The 24,872-nt window shown below is 45.7% G+C and carries 22 protein-coding genes and 1 riboswitch; of the genes, 7 read left to right on the top strand and 15 right to left on the bottom strand.

What is annotated here, in order from left to right:
* Positions 1-12: 12 nt before the first annotated feature.
* The 6 genes from VXP95_RS03745 to VXP95_RS03720 form a co-directional block, all read right to left on the bottom strand.
* A complete protein-coding gene (locus tag VXP95_RS03745; RefSeq protein WP_081406316.1) occupies positions 13-378 on the bottom strand; it encodes a YkgJ family cysteine cluster protein in 366 nt (121 codons plus the stop codon).
* Positions 379-473: 95 nt separating this feature from the next.
* Positions 474-1,271: an MBL fold metallo-hydrolase gene (locus VXP95_RS03740; RefSeq protein WP_064095058.1), complete on the bottom strand. Its 798-nt coding sequence runs from the start codon at positions 1,269-1,271 to the stop codon at positions 474-476.
* Between the two features lie 183 nt (positions 1,272-1,454).
* Positions 1,455-2,030 carry a TMEM165/GDT1 family protein gene (locus tag VXP95_RS03735; protein ID WP_064095059.1) on the bottom strand — a complete coding sequence of 192 codons (576 nt, stop codon included), beginning with the start codon at positions 2,028-2,030 and terminating at the stop codon, positions 1,455-1,457.
* 73 nt (positions 2,031-2,103) lie between these two features.
* Positions 2,104-2,244: riboswitch (yybP-ykoY riboswitch) on the bottom strand.
* A 122-nt stretch (positions 2,245-2,366) separates the two neighbouring features.
* Positions 2,367-4,391: a 2-oxo acid dehydrogenase subunit E2 gene (locus VXP95_RS03730; protein WP_416681450.1), complete on the bottom strand. Its 2,025-nt coding sequence runs from the start codon at positions 4,389-4,391 to the stop codon at positions 2,367-2,369.
* A 2-nt stretch (positions 4,392-4,393) separates the two neighbouring features.
* Positions 4,394-7,096 (bottom strand): pyruvate dehydrogenase (acetyl-transferring), homodimeric type, encoded by a 2,703-nt coding sequence (gene aceE / locus VXP95_RS03725; protein WP_416711453.1) that lies wholly within the window; start codon positions 7,094-7,096, stop codon positions 4,394-4,396.
* 328 nt (positions 7,097-7,424) lie between these two features.
* The gene (locus tag VXP95_RS03720) at positions 7,425-8,108 is read right to left on the bottom strand and encodes a M23 family metallopeptidase (RefSeq protein ID WP_416681454.1); all 684 of its coding nucleotides are present in this window, start codon (positions 8,106-8,108) and stop codon (positions 7,425-7,427) included.
* Between the two features lie 107 nt (positions 8,109-8,215).
* On the opposite strand from VXP95_RS03720, the gene VXP95_RS03715 reads away from it, so the two are divergent.
* Positions 8,216-8,656 carry a DciA family protein gene (locus VXP95_RS03715; RefSeq protein ID WP_416711451.1) on the top strand — a complete coding sequence of 147 codons (441 nt, stop codon included), beginning with the start codon at positions 8,216-8,218 and terminating at the stop codon, positions 8,654-8,656.
* A 99-nt stretch (positions 8,657-8,755) separates the two neighbouring features.
* Here VXP95_RS03715 and lpxC read toward each other — a convergent pair whose 3' ends face one another.
* The 7 genes from lpxC to murG form a co-directional block, all read right to left on the bottom strand.
* Positions 8,756-9,658, bottom strand: coding sequence for a UDP-3-O-acyl-N-acetylglucosamine deacetylase (lpxC, locus tag VXP95_RS03710; RefSeq protein ID WP_064095064.1), 903 nt, complete (start codon positions 9,656-9,658; stop codon positions 8,756-8,758).
* 126 nt (positions 9,659-9,784) lie between these two features.
* Positions 9,785-10,975, bottom strand: a complete 1,191-nt coding sequence (ftsZ, locus tag VXP95_RS03705) for a cell division protein FtsZ (protein WP_064095065.1) — start codon at positions 10,973-10,975, stop codon at positions 9,785-9,787.
* A 159-nt stretch (positions 10,976-11,134) separates the two neighbouring features.
* Complete coding sequence (gene ftsA, locus VXP95_RS03700) at positions 11,135-12,397, bottom strand: cell division protein FtsA (protein ID WP_064095066.1); 1,263 nt, start codon at positions 12,395-12,397, stop codon at positions 11,135-11,137.
* Positions 12,398-12,467: 70 nt separating this feature from the next.
* Positions 12,468-13,322 (bottom strand): cell division protein FtsQ/DivIB, encoded by an 855-nt coding sequence (locus VXP95_RS03695; protein ID WP_416711449.1) that lies wholly within the window; start codon positions 13,320-13,322, stop codon positions 12,468-12,470.
* Between the two features lie 2 nt (positions 13,323-13,324).
* Positions 13,325-14,254 carry a D-alanine--D-alanine ligase gene (locus tag VXP95_RS03690; protein WP_416711448.1) on the bottom strand — a complete coding sequence of 310 codons (930 nt, stop codon included), beginning with the start codon at positions 14,252-14,254 and terminating at the stop codon, positions 13,325-13,327.
* Between the two features lie 57 nt (positions 14,255-14,311).
* Positions 14,312-15,760, bottom strand: a complete 1,449-nt coding sequence (murC, locus tag VXP95_RS03685) for a UDP-N-acetylmuramate--L-alanine ligase (RefSeq protein WP_064095069.1) — start codon at positions 15,758-15,760, stop codon at positions 14,312-14,314.
* A 12-nt stretch (positions 15,761-15,772) separates the two neighbouring features.
* Positions 15,773-16,870, bottom strand: a complete 1,098-nt coding sequence (gene murG / locus VXP95_RS03680; protein WP_416681468.1) for an undecaprenyldiphospho-muramoylpentapeptide beta-N-acetylglucosaminyltransferase — start codon at positions 16,868-16,870, stop codon at positions 15,773-15,775.
* 424 nt (positions 16,871-17,294) lie between these two features.
* On the opposite strand from murG, the gene VXP95_RS03675 reads away from it, so the two are divergent.
* The gene (locus tag VXP95_RS03675) at positions 17,295-18,497 is read left to right on the top strand and encodes a CynX/NimT family MFS transporter (protein ID WP_416711447.1); all 1,203 of its coding nucleotides are present in this window, start codon (positions 17,295-17,297) and stop codon (positions 18,495-18,497) included.
* A gap of 50 nt (positions 18,498-18,547) precedes the next feature.
* Here the strand turns inward: VXP95_RS03675 and gshB are convergent, their stop codons facing one another.
* Positions 18,548-19,498 carry a glutathione synthase gene (gene gshB, locus VXP95_RS03670; protein ID WP_004281308.1) on the bottom strand — a complete coding sequence of 317 codons (951 nt, stop codon included), beginning with the start codon at positions 19,496-19,498 and terminating at the stop codon, positions 18,548-18,550.
* A 142-nt stretch (positions 19,499-19,640) separates the two neighbouring features.
* Between gshB and VXP95_RS03665 the strand changes: the two genes are divergently transcribed.
* From VXP95_RS03665 to VXP95_RS03650, 4 genes are all read left to right on the top strand, one after another.
* Positions 19,641-19,841, top strand: a complete 201-nt coding sequence (locus VXP95_RS03665; RefSeq protein WP_416711445.1) for a DUF3565 domain-containing protein — start codon at positions 19,641-19,643, stop codon at positions 19,839-19,841.
* Positions 19,842-20,007: 166 nt separating this feature from the next.
* Positions 20,008-20,382: a hypothetical protein gene (locus tag VXP95_RS03660; protein ID WP_416711443.1), complete on the top strand. Its 375-nt coding sequence runs from the start codon at positions 20,008-20,010 to the stop codon at positions 20,380-20,382.
* A 41-nt stretch (positions 20,383-20,423) separates the two neighbouring features.
* Positions 20,424-22,196, top strand: coding sequence for a copper resistance system multicopper oxidase (locus VXP95_RS03655; RefSeq protein ID WP_416711442.1), 1,773 nt, complete (start codon positions 20,424-20,426; stop codon positions 22,194-22,196).
* Positions 22,183-23,130: a copper resistance protein B gene (locus VXP95_RS03650; RefSeq protein WP_416681478.1), complete on the top strand. Its 948-nt coding sequence runs from the start codon at positions 22,183-22,185 to the stop codon at positions 23,128-23,130. Before VXP95_RS03655 ends, VXP95_RS03650 begins: the two co-directional genes overlap by 14 nt.
* A 203-nt stretch (positions 23,131-23,333) precedes the next feature.
* On the opposite strand, the gene VXP95_RS03645 is transcribed toward VXP95_RS03650, so the two are convergent.
* Complete coding sequence (locus VXP95_RS03645) at positions 23,334-23,666, bottom strand: hypothetical protein (protein WP_416681480.1); 333 nt, start codon at positions 23,664-23,666, stop codon at positions 23,334-23,336.
* A gap of 549 nt (positions 23,667-24,215) precedes the next feature.
* On the opposite strand from VXP95_RS03645, the gene VXP95_RS03640 reads away from it, so the two are divergent.
* Positions 24,216-24,425 (top strand): cold-shock protein, encoded by a 210-nt coding sequence (locus tag VXP95_RS03640; RefSeq protein ID WP_004281299.1) that lies wholly within the window; start codon positions 24,216-24,218, stop codon positions 24,423-24,425.
* Positions 24,426-24,872: the final 447 nt, after the last annotated feature.

Below are 24,872 nucleotides of genomic sequence, written 5' to 3'. Positions count from 1 at the left end.
CTTTGGATGGATTTAACTGACATATTCAAAACTGTCATCATTCTCGGCTTCATCAGTTTCAATCTGAACAAAGGGCAACATATTGTGTGCCACACGTGCCTTGTTGCATTGCTGATCGGCAATCTGCACTTCTTTGCAGGATGAACTGCGCAGCTCATACATACCGCAGCTGACCTGCTGGCCGATGGTGCCATCCAGTGCGATACAGCGTGGATTTTTTTGATTGGTTCCAGCCATACATGAATAAACTGCATTAACAGGTTCAGTATAGTGCTCAGGCATATGAATTCCTTCGGCCCAATAAAAAGAAACCCTGAAATAGGCGCAGCACGCCCCACAGCTTAAACACGCATCCGGTGTTGGAATTTGAGACAACATTTCTTATAAGTTCTCGTCATCAAAAAAATTTTTTGAAGAAGAAATATAAAAAATGTTGTTTTTCCATACAAGAAAAATTTTATCTTTTGGATGAACTATTCAGGACAGGTAAAAACCGTTTCATCCATCAGATCGGTACCGCATTGCAGCGTTTCAATCCAGTCGAGAAACTGGGTAATCTGTTCTTTGCCGATAAATGGCGTACCATGCTGCGGTACGATCATCTCGATCTCCATGCCGCGCACCATTTGCACCCAGAGACGAATGACCTTGTTATTGCACATATAGCGCTGATGGAAATTTTTCATTTTCGGAATATGCGCGGCAAAGTTTTCCAGTGGCTTTGCGGCATCTTCAACCATGGACGCGCCCATATCACCGGAAAACAGGATTTTGGCAACCGGATCATAAAACTGGAAGTTCCCAACCGAATGCAGGAAATGCGCCGGTACTGCCACAATATGAGATTGACCGAGCGGAACGATCTGACCGTGATCAGGAAGCTCTACCAGGCGGTCCAGCCAGTTACCTTTCATCCGGTCACTCATAAAAGCAGAGTTTAAGTGAGGCAAGAAACGTGCCCAGAGCTTGGATGCGACGACTTTGGCATCCGTATAGACCAGCCAGCGTGGCATCGAGGTAATAATATCCGGATCCTGATGCGAGGCCATGACATAATCCAGATTGGTCAAACGGGTGTATTTATTCAGTTCCATGGTCAGCGGCACATAGGTTAAATCCCCCCCCGGATCGAGCACTGCAGCACGTTCATGATCAATGATCAGAAACTGGTTTGCCTGAACGCCTTCACCTTTAACCAGGCTGGTAAAGCTGATGCATTTATGCGTCCCGTTATCAAACAGAACCTGCGATGTGGTGCGTTCAAAAGCCATGTAAATTCCCCAATTTATAATAAAAATGACACTTTTATACCCGTATAAAATATATGGAATTAATCAAACTTACAATCAATAGAACTGACCATATCACGCTATTTATCAACATTTCGATAGCATTTTAATCATAAAAAATCCTGAGTTTTTAGCTCAGGATTCACATAAATATTATTTTATTCTTTAAAAGAAATAATGTTGAACCAGGGTTGCCACACCAATCACCAGGAAAATCGCCGCACCAATTTTATGAATCAGGCTGATTGGCAATCTGTTGGCGAGTTTATCACCTAAAAAGACCGCAGGTGCATTGGCCAGCATCATACCCAAAGTGGTCCCAAGCATGACCCAGAATACGCTGTCGAAACGTGCCGCCAGTGCAACTGTGGCAATCTGGGTTTTATCGCCAATTTCTGCCAGAAAGAACAGAATAAAGGTCGCACCAAATACCCCGAATTTTTGCCATTTATTGATGCTGGCATTTTCATCCCCGAGTTCATCCGGAATCAGCATCCAGATAGCCATCGCGATAAAGCCAAGCGAAACGATCCACATTAGTACCTCTGGCCCAATCACTGTAGTGACCCATTGTCCCAATACCGCAGAAAGACCGTGGTTAATCACCGTCGCCAATAAAATGGCAACTAAAATAGGAACAGGTTTGCGAAAGCGTGCGGCAAGCAGCAATGCCAGCAATTGGGTTTTATCACCCATTTCAGCCAGTGCTACGATTGCAGTCGACAGTAGGAATTCATACATGGGGTTTTTCTCTGGCTAGCATCCAATACCAATGACTCACCGCTCCTGCTAGCCAAAATCTGCAGAGTGGTAAATCAAAGGTCTTGCCAACAAAAGAAAGCTTGGAAAAGCTGACTTGGTTCTTTGCTATGATGACCATGCCCGGTTGAGCAAATATGTTGACCATCACCCTTCTGCTTTGCGCAAAAGGCGGCTACTCCCCAATGAAGTGCGCCAAGTATATAATCAAATAGATTATTTTTCAATGCAGCAGCAAAAAACCCTGCCGAAGCAGGGTTTTTTATATCCTCTTTGTCTTTCTCTCAGAGAGAAAAACAAAGGCCTAGAGATAAGGTTTTAGATGAGCAAAGTACGAATATCTTTAAGCAGCTTGGTCAGCTTGTTGGTGAAACGAGCAGCATCTGCACCATTGATCACACGGTGATCGTATGACAATGAAAGCGGCAGCATCAAGCGTGGATCAAAACCTTCACCATTCCAGACCGGTTGCATTGTTGCAGGTGAAATACCCAGAATCGCCACTTGTGGCCAGTTGACCAACGGTGTAAATGCCGTACCACCAATTGAACCCAGGCTAGTAATAGTGAAGTTCGCGCCTTGCAGATCTTTCGGTGACAATTTCTTGTCACGCGCTTTCTGGCTTAGTTCTCCCAGCTCAACTGCAATCTGTTTAATTGACTTCTGATCTGGATGACGCAGCACAGGCACGGTCAAACCATCTGGCGTTGCGACCGCGATACCCATATGGATCTCGTTACGTAACAATACTGACTTGCCATCATCAGCCAAGTGACCGGCAAACTCTCGCTCTTCTTTTAACAAGTGCGCAACTGCTTTGATGATGAACGCCATAATGGTCAGACCAATGCCGTCTTTCTTGAAGTTGCCTTTCAGTTCATTACGCCATGCTTCCAGTTCCGTAATATCTGCTGCATCAAACTGGGTCACTTGCGGAATGAAATTATTCAGCGACAACTGTGGAATGGACACTTGTTGCAAACGCGTCAAGGTTTTCTCTTCCACTCCACCAAAAACGCTAAAGTCTGGCAGTTTTGGCAGTCCTGCGACTTGGGCAGCAGCGGCGACAGGAGCCGCCTGCGGCGCAGTAAGACGCGATTTGACATAGGCTTTCAGGTCTTCTTTCATGACGCGCGCATGTGGACCAGAGGCCTTGACATCTGCCAGCACGACGCCAAGCTCCCGAGCCAGTTTACGCACAGCAGGACCGGCATAGACTTTCGAGTTGGCCGCATTCTGCTCTTTGGTCAGCTTGTCGACATTATCCGACGTCGCGACTGCCTGATTAGAAGATGCCGCAGGTGTCGGTGCTGCTTTTGTAGCAGGCACTTTTGATTCTTCTGCTGCTTTTGCTACTTCTGCCTTGGCTGCAACAGGAGCAGCTTCTGCTTGCGCTTCAGCTTCGATTGTCACCAGTGCAATACCTTGAGAGACATTTTGACCCAGTTCAACATGAATGGCTTTAATCACCCCGGCCGCAGTACTTGGTACTTCAACAGTCGCCTTGTCTGATTCAACCACGATGATGCTCTGGTCTTTTTCAACCGTATCTCCGACCTGAACCAGAATTTCAGCCACAGCCGCCTTGTCTACACCCAGGTCAGGCACGGCAATTTCAATATCCCCCGCAGGTACTGCTGGCGTTTGTGGTGCTTCGACTGCTTTCTCTTGGGTCGCCGCTTGAGCAACTGGTGCTTGAGGTGCTTCTGTCGGTGCTTGCGCTGCCGAAACAGCCGTTTTCACTTTCAGAATGACTACACCTTCTTTGATCGTGTCGCCGTCTTTAATCTCGATGGATTCCACCATGCCTGAAACCGTACTTGGCACCTCAACAGTCGCCTTGTCTGATTCCACCACCACGATGCTTTGATCTACCTCAATTTCATCACCGACAGCGACCAGGATTTCACCCACTGTGGCTTTCTCTACACCAATATCAGGCACTTGCACATCGACCACTTTTGAGCCTGCTTGCGCTTCAGGAGCAGCAGAAGCTTTGGGTTGATGTGAAGCGATTTCCTGCATGATTTCCTGATCAGGCAATGCGGTTGGCGTATTTTCTGAAGTTTTTTGTGATGCATCTGCTTGCTGTGGCTCGACCACATCAGTGCTACCGTCTTCAGCTTGCAGTTCAATCAGTACCGCGCCTTCAGCCACTTCATCACCCTGGCTGACCAGAATGCTTTTCACCACACCGGCGGAAGTGCTAGGCACTTCAACAGAGGCTTTATCAGATTCAAGCAATACGATGCTGTCATCGACCGCAATCGTATCACCGACTTTGACCAGAATTTCGGCCACTGTTGCCTTATCTACACCAATATCGGGAGTCGTAATTTGCATGCTTAGTTCTCCTCTTTGTAGTCAGCAACAGCATGTACTGATGGAGTTTCTTGCGGTGCCCAAGCCACTGGACGATCGGTATCAAGCTCGAAAGTCGAGATCGCATCTTTAACCAGACGTGGATCAACTTCACCTTCATCAGCCAGTTTTTTCAGAGTTGCCACCACAATATGGGCAGCATCGACACCGAAGTAGCTACGTAGATTACCACGTGTATCTGAACGGCCATAACCATCGGTACCCAGTGCCACAAATGGGCGGCCATCTGGAAGATAGGCACGAATCTGTTCGCTATAGGCACGCATATGATCGGTTGCAGAAACTACAATACCTTCGGTACCGCGTAGCTGTTTCGATATCCATGCTTCTTTCACATCCTCAGCCAGTGGATGCAGGCGGTTGTATTCTTCACATGCCATACCATCACGTGCCAGTTCATTGAAGCTGGTGACACTGTAGACATTTGAGTGAATTTGATATTCCTCACGCAGGATCTTCGCTGCCTTGATCACTTCACGCAGAATCACACCTGAGCCCAGTAACTGAACGGTAGCTTTCTCGTCTTCTTCAAGCAGGTACATACCGCGCTTGATACCTTCTTCAACACCTTTTGGCATTTCAGGATGCTCGTAGTTTTCGTTCATTACGGTCAGGTAATAGAACACACGTTCCTGATTCACATACATACGTCGTAAACCGTCATGCACGATCACTGCCAACTCATAACCGAAACATGGGTCATAAGCGACACAGTTTGGAATGGTACTGGCCAGGATGTGTGAATGACCATCCTGATGCTGCAAGCCTTCACCGTTCAGTGTGGTACGGCCTGCGGTTGCGCCCAGCAAGAAACCTTGTGCCTGTGCATCACCTGCAGCCCATGCAATATCACCGATACGCTGGAAACCAAACATCGAGTAGTACATGTACATCGGAATCATTGGCAGGTTATTGGTTGAATAACTGGTGCCTAATGCCGCCCATGCACTCATGGCGCCGGCTTCGTTAATCCCTTCTTGCAACATGTGACCGTCTTTGGCTTCACGGTAATGCATCAGCTGTTCTTGGTCTTCCGGGGTATATTTCTGGCCATGCGCGGCATAAATACCCAGCTGGCGGAACATGCCCTCCAGACCGAAAGTACGTGCTTCATCAGGCACGATTGGCACAACACGATCTTTAATCGCTTTCTCTTTAAGAAGTGCCGAGATTAAACGTACCATCACCATCGTGGTCGACTGTTCTTTGCCGTTCGAACCCGCTAGGACCGAATCAAATACAGACAGCTCAGGAATTGCCAGCTGCTCGCTGTCCTTGCGACGTGCAGGCAGATAACCACCCAGCGCTTCACGACGAGCCTTCATATATTTGATTTCAGGAGAGTTTTCACTTGGACGATAGAACGGCACTTCTTCCAGCTGTTCATCAGTGAAAGGAAGATTGAAACGGTCGCGCACATATTTCAAAGAATTAATTTGCATCTTCTTGATTTGATGCGTTTTGTTAACTGCTTCGATTTCTTCCGACAAGCCATAACCTTTCACGGTTTTCGCCAGGATCACCGTCGGCTGACCTTTGGCAGTACAAGCTTCGGCATAAGCCGCAAAGACTTTGTACGGATCGTGACCACCGCGGTTCAGATTATCAATATCTTCATCACTTAAATCTTTCACCAGCTCTTTGGCTTCTGGATATTTACCAAAGAACTTTTCGCGTGCATAAGCACCACCTTTTACCTGGTAGCGCTGGAAATCGCCATCCACCGCTTCTTCCATTACTGCTTTCAGTGCACCAGATTTATCTTTCGCTAGTAATGGATCCCAGTGACGGCCCCACACGACTTTAATTACACGCCAGCCTGCACCGCGGAATAGCGACTCAAGCTCCTGAATGATCTTGCCATTCCCACGTACCGGACCATCCAGACGTTGCAAGTTACAGTTCACCACCCAGATCAGGTTATCGAGCTTTTCACGACCGGCCAGAGAAATTGCACCCAGGCTTTCCGGCTCATCCATCTCGCCATCGCCCAGATAAGCCCAGACTTTACGGTCTTCTTCTTTGATCAGGCCACGGTTCATCAGGTACTTTTGAATATGCGCCTGATAAATTGACATGATGGGACCTAGACCCATCGATACCGTCGGGAACTGCCAGTAGTCCGGCATCAGATAAGGATGCGGATAAGATGGCAGACCTTTACCGCCGACTTCTCGACGGAAATTATTCAGATGCTCTTCGGTCAGTCGGCCTTCCAAAAATGAACGCGCGTAAATACCCGGTGCACAATGGCCCTGGTAATAGATCATGTCACCGCCAAAGTGGTCACTGTTGGCCCGGAAAAAGTGGTTAAAGCCGACATCGTAAAGGGTCGCAGAAGAAGCAAAGCTCGCCAGGTGACCACCGAGGTCATCACCAGTTTTATTCGCACGCAATACCATTGCCAGAGCATTCCAGCGGATCAGCGCACGAATACGACGCTCCATATCCTGATCACCCGGCATGGCAGGTTGTTCTTCAACAGAAATCGTATTTAAGTAGGGAGTATTTAAACGCTGAATAGGAACATGCTTTGCGATTGCGCGTTGATAAAGTTTTTCTAATAAAAATGCTGCACGCTCAGTGCCCATATGCTGCAAAACCGAATCAAATGCATCTTGCCATTCCTGGGTTTCTTGCGCGTCTGTATCACCATAAAACGCCATAATCTACAGTTCCTAAAAGCCTAATCTAATAGCCTATATGTACCATATTTGAGACCTCAGCAGGTATGGCCCTAGCTGAATGCGATTTGGCAGTACTATTTAGGAACTAAATGATTGGTGACGTATAATTACACTACATAACAAAAAACAGCCAATAAAGGCGATTTATTATACAATCATTATAATAGTTGGTGATAATATGATATTTAAAAGCGATTAAATAAAAAGCCCCTCAATTTGATTTGAAGAGCTTTCAGATTAAGTGTTTAAAACTGCTTAATGGAGATGATTTATGTATAGAGATATATCTCGCTATCCCAGACTATATTTAAGGTAACATGGCCAAATAAGTCGATGGGTTTTTACGTTGACCGTCTTTTACTACTTCATAATGTAAGTGTGGACCGGTACAGCGACCAGTACAGCCTACATTGGCAATATGATCACCCGCTTGCACCTGTTCTCCCACACGTGTAATAAGTCGTGAAGCATGAGCATAACGTGTTAAATAGCCGTTGCCATGATTGATTTCAACATATTGGCCATAACCTGTACCCCAACCTGACTTGGTCACAATACCGGGACCAGTAGCATAGATCGGTGTACCGCTTGGTGCAGCGAGATCAAGGCCTGAATGATTTTCAGCACGGCCACCCATGGTACGCCCGCCGTAACTTGAACTTATGCGAGAATTAGGTAAAGGATGGGAAATCAACCAAGAGTAAGTGCTGTTTGCTGCCGCTTTGTTAGAGGAAGTACTGGCATACTTCTGAGCAAGTGTTCGATTGTTAAGCTCAACAGGTTTCTCACGCAGTTGAACATTTAATTTGGTTTGCGCTGGGATATCGATATCATCTGGATGAGTATATGCACCCTGTGCCAAAGTCCGTGTCAATTGCTCGATACGATCTGTTGAACCATTTTCTTGATTTAGATTGACTAAATCTGCAAACGCTACCGAGGCAGCTGAAGCCGACAAAGAAAATGCCAACAAAATACGTCGCATATGCATAAAAAACCTCTCTAAACTGCTTTAATCGAGTTTCTTGAAGATCTCTATCCTTGATATCCACTAAAAGAAGCGCATAAGATTAAGACATAAATATGTAGGAACAATGTATGTCTGAACCTGTCAACGTTTTTCAACAAACAAGAAAGCAGATAAAAACAGGAAACTTTTCGTTTCTCTCATCACAAGTTGCCGCTTGGCAGAAACTTACGAAACTCGTACAACCGCTGTTGCCCCAACCGGAACACTGGCAAGTTGTTTGCTATCAAAATGGTGTGTTAACGATTACTGGTGAAAACCAGGCCATGATCAGTCAACTGGCCTATCTTCAAAAGCAATACATCTCACAACTCTCTCAAATAAATGAATTAACAGATCTCACTAAAATTCAAGTTTGCTTGCGGAATCCTTCGCAAATGCCCCCTGCTCCAGTAACACCTGAAAGAGCCTTAAATGCAGAAACACAGGAATTACTTCGTAGTGCGGCTGACTTTATAAGCGACCCTAAGCTTAGCCAAGCTTTACTACGTTTGGCAAGCAATAAAAAGTAACATAGCAATCAAATGTAATAAATTAAAAAGTAACCATTATGTGACCTGTATCACAGTATTAACGCGGTAATAAAAACATAAAGACACAAACACAATGACTTATGTCACATTCACATACATGATTGGACAATTAGACTCGTCATCAAATGTTACAATTTCATAGCAGCTTGGATCACTTTTCACATTGCGTAAAAGTTGATTATTCAAGGCATGTCCAGATTTATAACCGTCAAATTTGGCAATAATCTGATGTCCGAGCAGATATAAATCACCGACGGCATCCAGAATTTTATGCCGTACAAATTCGTCCGAGAAACGCAAGCCTTCTTCATTAACGACCCCGGTTTCATCCACTCCAATCGCATTTTCCAGACTGGCTCCCAACGCCAGATTATTGGCTTTGAGATAATCCAGATCTTTCATAAAACCAAAGGTACGTGCTTCACTGACTTCATAAACAAAAGTTTCAGTAGAAAAATCGATGCTGGCGGACTGATGTTCTTTTTTAAAGGCAGGATGATCAAAATCGATGGTGAAATTAAGCTGGAAGCCTTGATGGGGGCTAAAAACGGCACGCTTGTCATCAATCAGTGCTTCAACCGGTTTAATAATCTTGACGAATTTTTTGGCAGCATCCAGCTCTTGTAATCCACCTTGCATTAACAGGTAAATAAACGGACCTGCACTGCCATCCATAATCGGTACTTCAGAGGCAGAGACTTCAATTATCAGATTATCAATTCCCAAACCGGCAATCGCACTCATGACATGCTCAATCGTACCCACTTTGGCATTTTCCTGAACCAGATTCGAGCACATAAAGGCTTCCTGAATCAGCATGGCATCAGCCGGAATGTCCACTGGTGGGTTCAGGTCTATACGACGAAACACAATTCCCCCATCGGCATGGTGCGGCACAAAGTTAATCATGACTTTCTGCCCACTGTGAAGACCGATTCCGCTCGCTTTCACGATACGTTTCAGGGTGCGTTGTTTCAACATGCTTTTATCATCTGTTCATCTATAAAACCGCTATACGTTAGCATATTTGGCCATTGATAAAAAACAAAAAGGTGGCTTTTAAGCCACCTTTACTGTGTAATCCAAGTAAACACATCATGTTACATGTTATTTACGTTGTTGATTCTTAAGATAATCCTGAATGCTCATTGGCGTTGGCCGCGGGCTAGAAACTGATGCTGCTGCCGGGTTCGCTGCTGCTCCTGTTTCATGCTGCTGACGCTGAATTGCCGGCACATCGTCATCTTCAACCACGGCCTGTGCAGCAGCTGGACGAGTTGCCTGTACATTGGTACGTTTGGTCGGCTCAACTGAATCGGCTGCATGGCGGGTGAGACCTGTTGCAATCACGGTCACACTGATTTCATCACGTGCATCCGGATCAAAAACGGTACCGTAGAACACCTGACCTTCATCTAAATCGACAATCTGATTGACAACATCAGTGATTTCTTCAATTTCACCAAAAGTCACATCATCGCCACCGGTTACATTGATCAGAATACCTTTGGCATTCATGATGGTTACGTTATCGAGCAATGGACTACGGATCGCCTGTTCAGCTGCCTGACGGGCACGGTTTTCACCACGACCCAAACCAACACCCATCATGGCATAACCACGTGTGCTCATGGCGGTTTTCAAGTCAGCAAAGTCAAGGTTGATATGACCTGGACGTACCACTAAATCAAAAATACTGCGTACTGCATTCAGTAGCACATCATCCGCTTTTTTATATGCATCTTTCATTGAAATATCACGAAAGACTTTCAATAAACGCTGGTTTGGAATGATGATCAACGAGTCCACATGCTGCTCAAGGGCTTCGATACCTTTTTCAGCAGACTGTAAACGACGTTTTCCTTCGAAGTTGAAAGGCGTCGTTACCACACCTACAGTCAGGATACCCATTTCTTTGGCAATTTCAGCTACGACTGGCGCAGCACCGGTACCGGTACCACCCCCCATACCTGCAGTCACAAATACCATATCTGTGCCTTCAAGCTGCTGACGGATCAGTTCACGGCTTTCTTCCGCTGCAGTCTGGCCCACTTGCGGATTTGCACCGGCACCCAGACCACGGGTACTCTGCTCGCCCAGCTGAATTTTAAATTCAGCTTCCATGCGATCCAGTGCCTGCTTGTCCGTATTGGCACAAACAAACTTTACACCCTGAATATCGGACTGCAACATATGCTGTACAGCATTACCACCCGCACCACCTACACCAAATACAGTGAAACGGGCTTGACCATTGCTATCGCTATGATCGTCTTCGAAAAATTCAAATGAGGCCATGACCTATAAAATTCCTAATTCATAATTGGCAGTCACTAAGCCCGTATACTGCCTTAATCTTGATAAAATTGTTTTTAAGAATGCTGCTCATGCGTTCACTTGTCAAGTACAAGCCCGATTAACTACATCTTCTCAACAATATTCACAATAAAAATCGACTTAAAAGATGGATTTCAGGGTGTCATTAAAGCCAGACCAAGCTCTTTTAACCCGCTGAGCCAATGACAACCGTTCTACATCATCCTGTTCCACTATCGTGTCCTGGGTATCACTCTGACTAAACATCAACAAACCAGCCACAGTGCTATATTGCGAACGACGCAAAGCGGCCTGATGAGGTTCATCCGCATACACCTGAGTCGGCGGATTACCTAAATGCGCCGAGACTCCCATGGTACGGCGGACAAAACTCACCATTCCTTCAATATGACTGGCATCCCCGGTCAGTACTACCCCATGATATAAGCCCTGGAGAGCACCGTTTTTCACCAACTCATCACGCACCAGTCCGAGAATTTCTTCATAACGCGCCATAATGATTTCGGTCAGCTCGATCCGGCTGATGGTCTGTGGTCCATCAATGCCCTGGAACTGAATCATATGGTCAGGCTTGACCACTTTCAGGTCAACACAGCCGTACAGCAATTTCAGACGTTCAGCTTCTTCAGTTGTGGTTTGCAATACTGCTGCAATATCACGGGTTACATGTTCACCGCCACGCTGGAAAGTATGGGTTAAGGCCAGACGGCCATCTACATACACTGCAACGTTGGTCGTGCCGGCACCAATATCTACCAGACATACGCCATATTCTTTTTCATCTTTGAGCAGGCTGGCTTCAGCGGTGGCCAGACTCGACACCACCATTTTTTCTACGCCGATATTGGCCCCCTTCAGGGCACGGTCAATATTCTGCATGGTACTGATCGGCAGCATCATCAGATGATAATGTCCGGTCATGCTATGTGCCGACATCCGAATCGGATTCAGCACCCATTCCGGTGAATCATCTAGCTCAAAGCCCAGAGGCACAGCGCTGACCAGATAATGATCTGAAGTCAAATGACTGGCTTTGGCTAACTCCAGTGCACGTACCACTTCGCTGGTGGTAATCGCATGTTCGCTATTATCGATCGAGGTACGCCCCGATGCATAAAAGCTTTTTAATTCGGCACTTGGAATAGAAACCCAAGCAGAATGTACTCGACATTCTGCCATATCTTCTGCTTCTTGAACGGCATTTTTAATTGCAGTAATAACTTTATCGAGACTGACAATTTTCCCTTTACTCATGCCTCGGTTACGAGCGGTGGCCATACCAATCACTTGGATATTGTCTGGCGCGTGTACCTTGCCAATCAAAACTGAAACTTTGTGTGTCCCAATGTCAATCGCCACAACCGAGGGAACAGCTTCACTCATTATTCACTACTACCATTACGTGTTTGTTAGATTTATGGCTTTAAACGCCTCTATTTTTTAAAGCCGGTCATTATGGCTTTACTGTTACATTATTCTCAACGCCCATGTCATTAATGGTTACAATAAAATGTCCATTTACAATTTTAGGCGGAATTGAATTTTTCCACTGTATCGACAATCCATTGCGATAACGCAGGTCGATAGCCGAGATTTTAGACCAGACCGGCTTCAAATCACGCTGGGATAGCTGACTTAAACGCTGTAATTTGCTCATGGTCTGATCTTTATCCACAATTATTCTTAAACCCGAATCAAACTGCATAAACCAGGTCATTCGCTCGGTGAGGTATAATTCTTTTAGACGAATGCCTTGTGGTAAAAATAACTGATTAATTTCATTATAACGACGCATCATGGTTTCTGCATGGCTCGCCGGCCCATGTAGTAACGGTAATGCCTGATAATTCTTGGGTGTGACTTCCGTAAAAATCACGCCACTGTCACTTAATAAATGCCCTGTTCCCCAACGTGCAATTGCATGATGCGGCATGACCCTGACCCGAATACCATTTGGCCACGCTCGAGAAACCACGACCCGGTCCACCCAGGACAATTCCAGGGTACGGTCGCGGATCGCTTCCAAATCCGAAGTAAAATAGTTTTCGGTCACAATCGGTGATACATATTGCATGACCTGATGCTGTTCAGCAGCCGAGCGCGTACCTACTACGCCCAGTTCTGCTACATCAGTATTGGTCATGACTTTATATAAACCCCATACTCCAGCGGCCAGTACCAGCACCGCGATACACAACAATAACCAACCACCAAAATTAGCCAGCTTTTCTTTGCGTGTTGGCGGCTTGTCGTGAATCGAGGTAATTGCAGCACGTTTACGGCGCATGGAAACAGGAAGCTGAGCCATATTTAGTGTGCCGAACCGGTCAGAGTCTGTTCCAGAATCGCAACACACAGCTCATCAAAACTGTATCCGACTGCAGCTGCCGCTTTTGGCACTAGAGAATGACTGGTCATACCCGGCACGGTGTTGACTTCAAGCAGCCAGAAATTGCCCTGTTCATCCTGCATGGCATCAATCCGGCCCCAACCGCTGGCGCCGACTGCCTGGAACGCGCGTAAACTCAAGGCTTTTAACTGCTGCTCTTCAGCTTCGCTTAAACCACACGGGATGCCATATTGCACATCATTACGGTTATATTTAGCTTCATAGTCGTAGAAGGCAACATCTTGAGGCGGTTCAAGACGAATCACCGGCAGTGCCTGACCATTTAAAACCACAATGGTGAATTCACGACCGGTAATCCATTTTTCTGCCATCACCACGGCATCGTGTTCAGTTGCCTTGGCAATCGCTTCGGCAAAGTCTTCAATTTTTTCGACCTTGCTCATACCGATACTGGAACCTTCATGTACCGGCTTGATAATCAAAGGCAAACCTAAAGCATTAACAATGTCAGCCGCATCGGAATCTTTGATGACAATGCGATATGGTGCTGTCGGCAATTCCGAGCCCTGCCAGACCTGTTTGGTCTTGACCTTGTCCATGCCGATGGCAGAACCTTGTACGCCCGTACCGGTATATGGTACGTCTAACCATTCCAGCACACCCTGAATCTGGCCGTCTTCCCCGCCACGACCATGCAATACAATGAATGCACGATCATAATTCACCAATTCTGTGACACTACGCTCCTGCGGATCAAACGCTTCCGCATTGACCCCTGAACGCACTAATGCCTCAAGTACCGCCGTACCACTGTCTAAAGAAACCTCACGCTCTGCAGATTTACCACCAAGCAACACGGCAACTTTTCCGAATTTTGAAGCATTTGACACGTTTATATCCTTAAACTTTTTTCAATCTGGTCAATTCAATTCAGTCACACAAGATGACTATTTTATATATAAGTGATTTTGTGCAAGTTCGACTGAGATTGCTCCAACATTACCTGCGCCCTGGGTTAATAACAAGTCATTTGCTTGCAATACTTTTCTCATGATCTGATTCAGGTTGCCGTCCGCCGCATCGACCAGAATTGGCTCGACTTCACCACGTAGACGAATGCTGCGGGCCAAAGTACGGCTGTCCGCCCCGACAATCGGTTTTTCGCCAGCAGGATAAACATCCAGCAACAATAACTGGTCTACAGTCGAAAGTACTTCCACAAAATCATCAAAGCAGTCACGGGTACGGCTATAACGGTGTGGCTGGAACATCATTACCAGACGACGGTCCGGATGACTCTGACGCGCAGCTTTAATCGTCGCTTCGACTTCTTTTGGATGATGACCATAGTCATCCACCAGTTTCACGTCACCGCCTTCAATCGCAAACTCACCCTGAACTTCAAAGCGGCGACCCACACCACTAAAACCTTCCAGTGCACGGCAGATTGAAGCATCAGACACGCCTTCATCAGTTGCTATACCAATCGCAGCCAAGGCATTCAGCACATTATGCAAACCTGGCTGGTTGACCGTTACACGCAATGGCTCACGCTCTTTACGCAATACGGTAAAGTGGGTTTGCATGCCATCCTGATCAACATCTACTGCGCGGATGTCATTGTCTTCATTGAAGCCATAAGTCAGTAATGGACGTGCAATCCGCGGCATGATTTCACGGATATTGGCATCATCACCACAGACTACGGCCAAGCCGTAAAATGGCAGTTTTTGCAGGAACTGGATAAAAGTATCTTTCAGGACATCGAAGCTACCGCCATAGGTATCCATATGATCGGCATCAATATTGGTCACCACGGCAGCCATTGGTTCCAGGTGCAGGAAAGAAGCATCTGACTCATCGGCTTCGGCCACAATATAACGGCTGGCGCCCAAGGCTGCATTCATACCGGTACGGTTCAGCAAACCACCGATCACATAGGTTGGATCCATGTTTTCTTCAGCCAGCATACAGGTGATCAGACTGGTGGTCGTGGTCTTGCCATGCGTGCCGGCAACGGCAATACCATGACGATAACGCATCAGTTCACCCAACATTTCCGCACGGCGAACCACAGGAATACGGTTTTCAATCGCGGTTTTAATTTCCGGATTTTCCTTATCAATCGCGGTAGAGACCACGATCACGTTGGCGCCCTTAATATTATTTGCAGTATGTCCGATATAGACTTTAATGCCATTCGCTTCCAGCTGTGCGGTGGTATTGGATGTCTTGATATCTGAACCGGAAACTTTATAGCCCTGGTTTTTCAGCACTTCCGCAATACCACACATGCCTGCGCCACCAATCCCCACAAAATGAATGTGTTTGATACGGCGCATTTCTGGCACTTTAATTAACTTTTTCGCTTGTTCAGCTGGGGTTGTTGGAGACATAGTTTACTCGGATTACAATTCTTGAATTAAACGGACCACATGTTGAGTCGCATCGGGTTGAGCCTGTCGGCGTGCTTTCACGGCCATTTCCATTAACAGTTGGCGATTCAGCATCGGCTCTAATAATGTTTTTAAACTTTCCGGGGTCATTGTGGCCTGCGGGCAAATCTTTGCCGCATTGATATTGGCCAGGAAACCGGCATTGGCCGTCTGATGATCATCCACTGCACTTGGAAGCGGCACAAAAATCGCAGCTACGCCGGCAGTGGCAATTTCAGTTACAGTCAAAGCTCCGGCACGGCAAATCACCAGATCGGCATCAGAATAGGCTTTGGCCATATCTTCAATAAAGGGCTGTACTTCAACTTGCAAACTGGCTGGTGCATTTTCATAACGTGCCCGTGTCGACTCGGCATGGTTTTGCCCACACTGATGATAGACGCTTAATGGCACATTGAGTTGCTTTAAAGCTTTCGGAACCCGTTCATTTAAGGCTTGCGCCCCCAAAGATCCGCCAACAATCAGAATACGTAAGGGCAGTCCTGCCTTGTCACGCTCCTGATAACGCCAGGACGGATTTAAAATTTCACTAATTTCTTGTCGTACCGGATTACCTGTAGTCACGACTTTTTCTTGGGCCGGAAAGGTATTTGGAAAAGCCTGACACACCGTCTTTGCCACACGCGACAATTGGGTATTGGTAAAACCGGCGACTGCATTCTGTTCATGAATCAGCACCGGAATGCCTAAGATACGCGCGGCCAAACCACCCGGGCCTGCCACATAACCGCCAAAGCCTGCCACGGCATCGACCTGAAGCTGTTTCATGAATTTCATGGCACTGAAGGTGGCTTTCATGATTTTAAAAGGCGCCAAGGCTTTACGTAAGAAACCATTGCCACGCACACCCTGAATATCAATGTGATAAATGGGAATATTCTGGTTTTTTAACAGGCGGTTTTCCATGCCTGTGGGGGTGGCTAACCATGAAACCTGTATACCTTTTTGTTGTAAATCTTTGGCAACAGCTAACGCTGGAAACACATGTCCACCTGTACCTGCGGCCATCATCATGACATGTTTAGGCTGTTTTTGCTGAGCGTCGGTCACGGTTTAATTCTTCAATACTAAAAATGGAGCAGGAAATCTGATTTAAGTAATCAATTGTAATCACAAACCTCAGGCCATGAAAGTTTATTTACTTTATTTCAACAAGGCTTTAATTGTTTTTTTCACGCAAATTTCAAGTTTGGACTCGTTTTATTTATAAGGTCTGCACTTTTCCTTCGACTTAAGTGACATATCATATCAATTTTAAACTCACTTTTCATTATATTATCAATGATCTTGCCCCGGATAGGGCTTTATTTAGAACCATTTACAGCTCACTCCCGGTCAATCCATGTCTTATCATCGACTAATGAGCTTAGGCTTAAAACCTATAAATTTTATAAAACTTTCATGTTATTCATATCTATATATGAATGATGCTTGATGTACAAGCAGATGCTTTAAATGGACTCAGTTCGGATAGATGTCAAAAATCTCATTGCGTGATGTATGGATTATCTTGGCCGGTTATCTGGCTGCGATCCATGTGGGCAAACTTTCGGCCGTGATTCCTGTGTTGCAGCAGGATTTAAACCTGAGTTTTACTCAGGCTGGTTTTTCGTTAGCATTGGTGCAGGCCGCCGGAATGCTGTTTGCGCTATGCATTGGCGCCTTCTCGGAAAAAATGGGATTAAAGCGCTGCCTGATCATGGCCTTAATCATTTTAGGGCTGAGCAGTCTTGCCGGGCTCTGGATTACGCAGCCTGCCACTTTATATGTATTGCGTTTTATGGAAGGAATCGGGTTTTTAACCATCTCCTTGTGTGCGCCAGCAATTTTAAAACGTACCAGCCGCGCTGAAACACTGAATTTCAAGATGGGACTCTGGAGTTCCTATATGGGCATCGGTGTCAGTCTGGCCGTATTGATGATTCCTCTCCTGCTTGAATATCTGGACTGGCAAACGATCTGGGCCATTTTGGGCTGCCTGTGCCTTGTCATTGCTGGCATGATCAAACAATATTTAAATATTGAACCTGCCCTGGTAACACAGCCAGACTCTTCCCAGGCAGCTACAGAAAACACCTCATTCTGGCAGATTGTTCAAATTACCCTGACTCATCCTCCCATTATCTGTCTGGCGATTATTTTTGCCTGTTATACCAGTCAATGGATTACTGTCACGGGCTTCCTGCCTACGCTGTATGTTGAACAGGGGCTGGACTTAAAACGCGCAGGGATGCTGGTCTCGATGGTCGTTCTGGCCAATCTGGGTGGTACTTTTGGCGCAGGCATGTTGCTGCAACAGGGTTATAGACCGCGCACCTTATTGAGTACCGGATTTGTGGTAATGCTCTGTAGCAGTTGCTTGGTATTTGCCGCAAATTCCTGGCTCTCATTTGAATTGCAGGTTGTCAGTGCCGTGCTGTTTTCACTGATTGGCGGGATGATCCCGACCACTGTTTTTGCGATTACCCTGCATTATGCACCACGCGCCTATGCAGCAGCGGCCAGTGTGGGTCTGGTTTTACAAATTTCAGCCTGCGCACAGTTTTTTATACCGACCCTGAGCGCTGCGCTGATATCTACCACCCAATACTGGGCCAATCTTGCCATTATCACCGTCTGCCTTTCGATGCTGGGCATGGTAATGACGGCATATTTATTTAAGCGTTACCCTAAATAAAAAGATAAAAAGAGCCTGCAAGCAGACTCTTCTTTCACCTAATGCTGCCTTTAAACCTGATTGGCCTGACCTGCTTCCAGCACAGCAAACAGATCATCCGCAATCGAAGTACCAAACTGGGCATCAATTTCACGGATACAGGTTGGACTGGTTACATTAATTTCAGTGACATAATTTCCGATCACATCCAGCCCCACAAAAACCAGACCTTTCTCTCTGAGATACGGCCCTACTTTTGCTGCAATGGCCTTATCAGTTTCAGTCAGTGGGCGCGCCTCGCCCAGACCACCCGCGGCCAGATTACCGCGCACTTCACCATTTTGCGGAATACGGGCCAGACAATACGGCACTGGCTCGCCATTAATCATCAGGATGCGTTTATCGCCTTCGACAATTTCCGGAATATAACGCTGCGCCATGATCGGCTGGGTACCATTATTGGTCAGCATTTCAATGGTTGAACCGATGTTGATGCCATCCTGATACAGGCGGAAAATCCCGGTGCCGCCCATGCCATCCAGCGGTTTTACAATCACATCGACCTGTTCTTTGAGAAATTCACGAATCAGGCTTTGCTGCGAAGTCACCAAGGTCGGAACTTGCAGATGCGGGAACTGGGTCGCGAACAGTTTTTCATTACAGTCACGCAGGCTTTGCGGCTTGTTGATGATCCATGCCCCTTCGCGCTCTGCCTGCTCCAGAATATAAGTGGTATAGACGAAGTTCATATCAAAAGGCGGATCTTTACGCATCAAGACAACGTCATAAGCAGCGATCGACTCTTTTTGTTTTTCGCCAAGTTCATAATAATGGTCGTAGTCTTCAAATACCTGTAACGGCGCGATCAGACCAAAGGCCTTGCCCTGATCGATATATAAATCTTGCTGCAATGCATAACCGAGTTCATGCCCGCGACGTGCTGCTGCCCACAGCATGGCCATGGTCGAGTCTTTCTTCAGGTTTACATTTTCAATGGGATCCATCACAACAAGTACGCGCATGTGTCTCTGCTCTTTTTCAAAAAATGACTTGGCAAGGAGTATAGCTTGTGTGGATTCTTTTGTTTATGGTGATTTTGCATGACTTATTTATATAGGTTTTTAGAACAATACTGAGGCAGATTGAACTCACAGGAGGTATACCATGCAACAGGCCATTATCAGTTTTCATCTGGATGAAGAACAGCATTGGGTTGCAGGGCTGGCCTGCGGACATGGCCAGCATGTACGGCATACCCCGCCCTGGCAAAATCGCCCATGGGTGATGACCGAGCAAGGACGTAAAGAAAAACTCGGGATACTGCTAGACTGTAAAAAATGTGAAAAGTGCGAAACTGAAACCTGAACCTATGAAAAAAGTAGTATGTAGGTGACCTAAAAAATAATTCTGTCCAGAATTTGCTAATTTGAGTTACTGCGTTTATGCTTTTATTGCTCAAACATGCAGCGCATTTTTTTCAGGGTGTACTTTGCTCACACGGCTCGTCAAACAGATCTGGTTGGTGATGCTTATGGTTTTTACCATAGGCTGGAGCAGTGTGTCTGTCGCATCTGCAAACACCATGCATCTGGTCATGTCGACTGAAAAAATGAGCAGTCATTGTCTGGAAATGAAAAAACCGACCGCCTCTCATTCTCTGCATGAGACTGATCATCATCAAGATCAGAATCTGGTACAACCGGATTGTGACAGCACCCAGCATTCGCCAGACTGTCTGGATTGCGGCACCATGGCCTGTCAGAGCCTGATCACCAGCCTGCCCATTGCAGCGCCCGAGTTAAGCGTGCCTGATCACGGTTATCCGGAAAAAACCCTCCTCCCTGCTTACCATGCCCAGCACCTTGCCGGTTACTGGCAAGAAATCCTGCGCCCCCCCAAAGCTTGATCCTGAATTTTTAAATTTTTTTATTCATTAAGGATTAAGTTATGTTGCTTAAAATCAGTCAAAGCCTGTGTCTGGGCTTCGGTCTCATCTCGTCGTCTGCCCTGTTTGCAGCCGTAAAAGAATATCATCTGGTCATTGATGAAAGCCCGATCAATCTCACCGGAAAGACGGTCAAGCGAATCACTGTAAACGGAAAATTCCCTGCACCCTTGCTGGAATTTGAAGAAGGTGATGATGCAGTCATTCATGTACAAAACAACCTGAACAATCAGGATACCTCGCTGCACTGGCATGGCCTGCTCCTGCCCGGGCTGATGGATGGTGTCCCCGGATTTAACGGTTTTCAGGGGATCAAACCGAAACAGTCTTTTACTTATCGTTTCAAGGTTCGTCAAAACGGCACCTATTGGTATCACGCACATTCCAAAGGTCAGGAACAGGACGGCCTCTATGGCGCCTTGGTGATTCGCCCCAAAGCCCAGACATCGCTACCTGCACATGAACAAACCGAGCGGGATTATGTGGTGATGCTGTCGGATTTTCACGAACAGGGCAGCCAGCAGATTCAGAAAAATTTAAAAAAATCGGCCGAATATTATCAGAATCAGCGCGAAACCGTGGGTGATGTATTTAAGCAGGTGAAACGTGACGGCCTCAAGGCCACCTGGTCAGATCGCAAGATGTGGAACCAGATGCGTATGCTGAAAACCGACCTGTCTGATGTTACCGGTTATACCTTTCTGGTCAATGGAAAAACACCACAACAGAACTGGAGTGGCCAGTTCCAGCCCAATGAAAAAGTCCGCCTGCGATTCATTAATGCCTCGGCCATGTCGTTTTTCGATGTGCGTATTCCCCAGCTGAAAATGACCGTGGTCAGCGCCGATGGACAAGCTGTGCAGCCGGTCGCTGTAGATGAATTCCGGATTGGAACCGCTGAAACCTATGATGTGATTGTGGAACCGACTGCGACCCATTATCAGATTGAAGCGGAATCGATCGACCGCTCAGGCTTTGCCATTGGCAGTCTGCATCAGGCAACTGATTCAAGCAAAACCGCAGCGCCGGTTCAATTACCAACACCGCGCCCTCGTGCCTTATTGACCATGGAAGATATGGGACATGCTGAGCAGCATTATATGTCACATGACACACACAGCAGTCAGACCACACAATCTGCAACAGGTACGCCTAAACATGATGATCATGCCCAGCACGACATGCATGCAAGTCATAGTGCCATGTCCGGAACCAATCAGCCTCATCAGCCGGTTGAGGGCTGGGCCAATATGTCTACGCCTGCAGGGCACAAAGCCTTGCAATATCAAGACCTCAAAGCCCTGACACCACAACCCGATATCCGCGCAGCAGAACGTGAACTGGTGATTCGTCTGGGTGGAACCATGGAGCGCTATATCTGGACCATTAATGGTAAAAAATTCAGTGATGCTGAGCCACTTCAAGTGAAATATGGCGAGCGGATCCGGCTGAAATTTATCAATGACAGCATGATGGCCCATCCGATGCATTTGCATGGCATGTTTATGCAGCTGGAAAATGGTCAGTCTGCTGCAAATATGCCAAATAAACACACTGTCATTGTGCCGCCCGGGAAAACGGTGACCACCCTGCTCACGGCTGACGAACTGGGCGAATGGGTGATTCACTGCCATCTGCTCTATCACATGAGTGCCGGCATGATGAACAAGCTGATTGTGGCACAGGTTGACGAAGATCAAGCATCTCACCCTTCTTCACAAAAAATACCGTCAAAGCCAGCAGCTGCTCAAGGAGAAAGCCATGCACATCACTAATCTTTTGGTAAAGTCAGTGCTCAGCAGTGCGCTTACCCTAAGCAGTCTGAGTATTTTTGCGGCAGCTTCTAGCGAGCATACGGGTCATAATGAACATCAGCATCATAGCGGGCATCATGCCATGCAAAACATGGCTGATGACCACGCACAGCATACTGAAACTACAGATGAAGCATCCTATCAACTGCCACCAAAGTTATTGCATCAACAGCAGGTGCTGAGCACACCAAAAAATTCAGTCAGCTCTGCCAGCGAACATGATCACCGTAAAGAACATGGCGCACAGATTTATAGCCAGATCATTCTGGACCAGAAATGGCAGCATAGTTCAGAGGGAAATGGAGCATTCAAGTCCAAGAACCAGGCCAGAGTCGGCACGGATGAAAATAAAATTTTCCTCAAGCTAGAAGCCGACAAATATGAATCCCATTCGGCCGAATATGATGCCAAAGTGTTGTATAGCCGAAATATTTCTGATTTCTGGGATGTACAGGCTGGTGTGCGTTACCGTCAGGAAAATTTAGCTGGGGCTGCAATACGACAACAGAACGAGCGTTTCGATGCGGTATTTGGCCTGCATGGCCTGGCTCCCTACTTTTTTGAAACTGATGCTTATCTGTATATCGGTGAAGATGACTTTGTGGGATTAAAGCTGGAAACGGAACGTGACCTGTTATTGACGCAGAAACTGATTATGCAGCCTTTTATCGAGCTGGATCTCACCCTGAATGATCAGGCAGCGAATGCGAAAAAAACCGGTCTTCGTCATGCAACCTTGGGTCTGGAAACACGTTATGAGCTGAGCAAAAAGCTCATGCCTTATCTGGAAGTGGGTTATGAATATAGTAAAGGTAACAAACAGACGGACTGGCAGCAAAGCTCTGACTCTGAAAAAGGCTGGATCTATGGGGCAGGCCTGAGAATGATGTTCTAAGTTTTTCTTAACTTTAATTTTTTACAGGTTAATTATGTCGCTACGGAAGATGAAACTACATTCATACTCCGTAGCCCTATGCTGCTGTGTTTTGGGCTGAAGATAATTTGTTTTGATTTTAGATTTTGTAAGCATTCTCATTATACTTTTTGGGTTTTCCGGTACACTCCCGCTTATGCCGATATCTGTTATTTTGCTAACAACTAGTCTTCATCACTTTGATTTCTATTGTTACTTTTTGCTACCAGCGTGCCGAGCATAATGATAAAAGTACTCACGCCACCGATTAACAGGCTCATCAGACCCATTTCCAGCATGAAATTACTATTGTGACTTTGAGGCACACCCCAAAGAAATTGCAGACGGTCACCGAAGATAAAGTTGATCGCACACATAATCAGAAAACCGATCAAGGTGGCTATCAGCAAAGTCACCACCAGATTTTTCCACATTTTACATCCGACAAACAGGATGATCATGGCCAGCCCAACCATGGTGATGATGGATATAAGCAACACACCGTTCCAGTAATCCATGAGACTCACTCTTGTTATGGTTTTAAATTAAAATTAAGAAATTCTTATAGTTAATTTTTCCAATTAATTTTTAATATAGGTGGATTCTTATACCTCGGCAATGACAATAACTAACTTAAACACAAAATCCTTATGTCAACCAAATTCATAAATTACATATACTTATAAAAACATTGTTACTTAAAAAATGATTTTTATTAACATAAAACAACTTAAGCACAACATAGATTTAGGGGATTTAATTCGCTGATGCTGAAATGCTCTGCATAAAGCGCAAACGGATCAGGACAAAATTTAAAAGCAAAAAATTCGAGTCTTTTTTTATAAGAAAAATAAATAATAAATATAAAAAACTTGAATATTTTATGATTTAGGTTATGCTGTCTTTAACTAGAAAAAAGCGTTGTTTAGTTAAACTTCTTTAAGTGCCGCAGTATTATTTATAATCCTCAGTTTTTTCAGATCTTTATTTCAATTCTTGTTGTTTTTCCAAGTTATCCATAGTCATTTCGATGACTAAAATTATTAAAAATTTAACAGGTTTATATTATGTCTACTACAGTTACCGGTACAGTAAAATGGTTTAACGAAACTAAAGGTTTTGGTTTTATTCAACAAGAATCAGGTCCTGACGTTTTTGCACACTTTAAAGAAATCAGCAGTTCTGGCTTCAAAACTTTGTTTGAAGGTCAACGTGTTTCTTTTAGCGTAGTTGATGGTCAAAAAGGTCCAAATGCGATCAATATCGTTGCGCTATAATTTAGCCCAACAATGAAAAAAAGCACCTGAAGGTGCTTTTTTTAGCTTTGAAGATAAATAATTTTGAGTTACTGCTGTTCTGAGTTGGACTTTATAAAAAGATAAAAGTGAAAAACCCCCAGCATCCTGCCAGGGGTTTTCCGTGTTGGTTTGCTTGGTATAACTCCTGTCGTACCTTACTTTCCTTGTATTTATCTCTGGTTATTCTTCTATGGAACATCCTGTTCCTGATGACTTCATCATAGGAAATGATGGGCAGCTCGTATAGATGCAAAGTACCTGAATTGACGTAAGCAAATGCGTACAAAAAATAATGAAATATTAATTTCGATCTCCAGTATTTTTATAAAACAATGCATTAAATTAAAGTGGCTTTGTTGCACAAAGATTTAAAAGACAACACTCTGCTCATTTGAACAGAATTCAAGTGACAACTTGGGTATGAGG

This window comes from Acinetobacter sp. 226 (assembly GCF_048147925.1).
GTDB classification, from domain to species: Bacteria; Pseudomonadota; Gammaproteobacteria; order Pseudomonadales; family Moraxellaceae; genus Acinetobacter; species Acinetobacter pecorum.
This window is presented reverse-complemented; position numbering and strand designations above follow the sequence as displayed.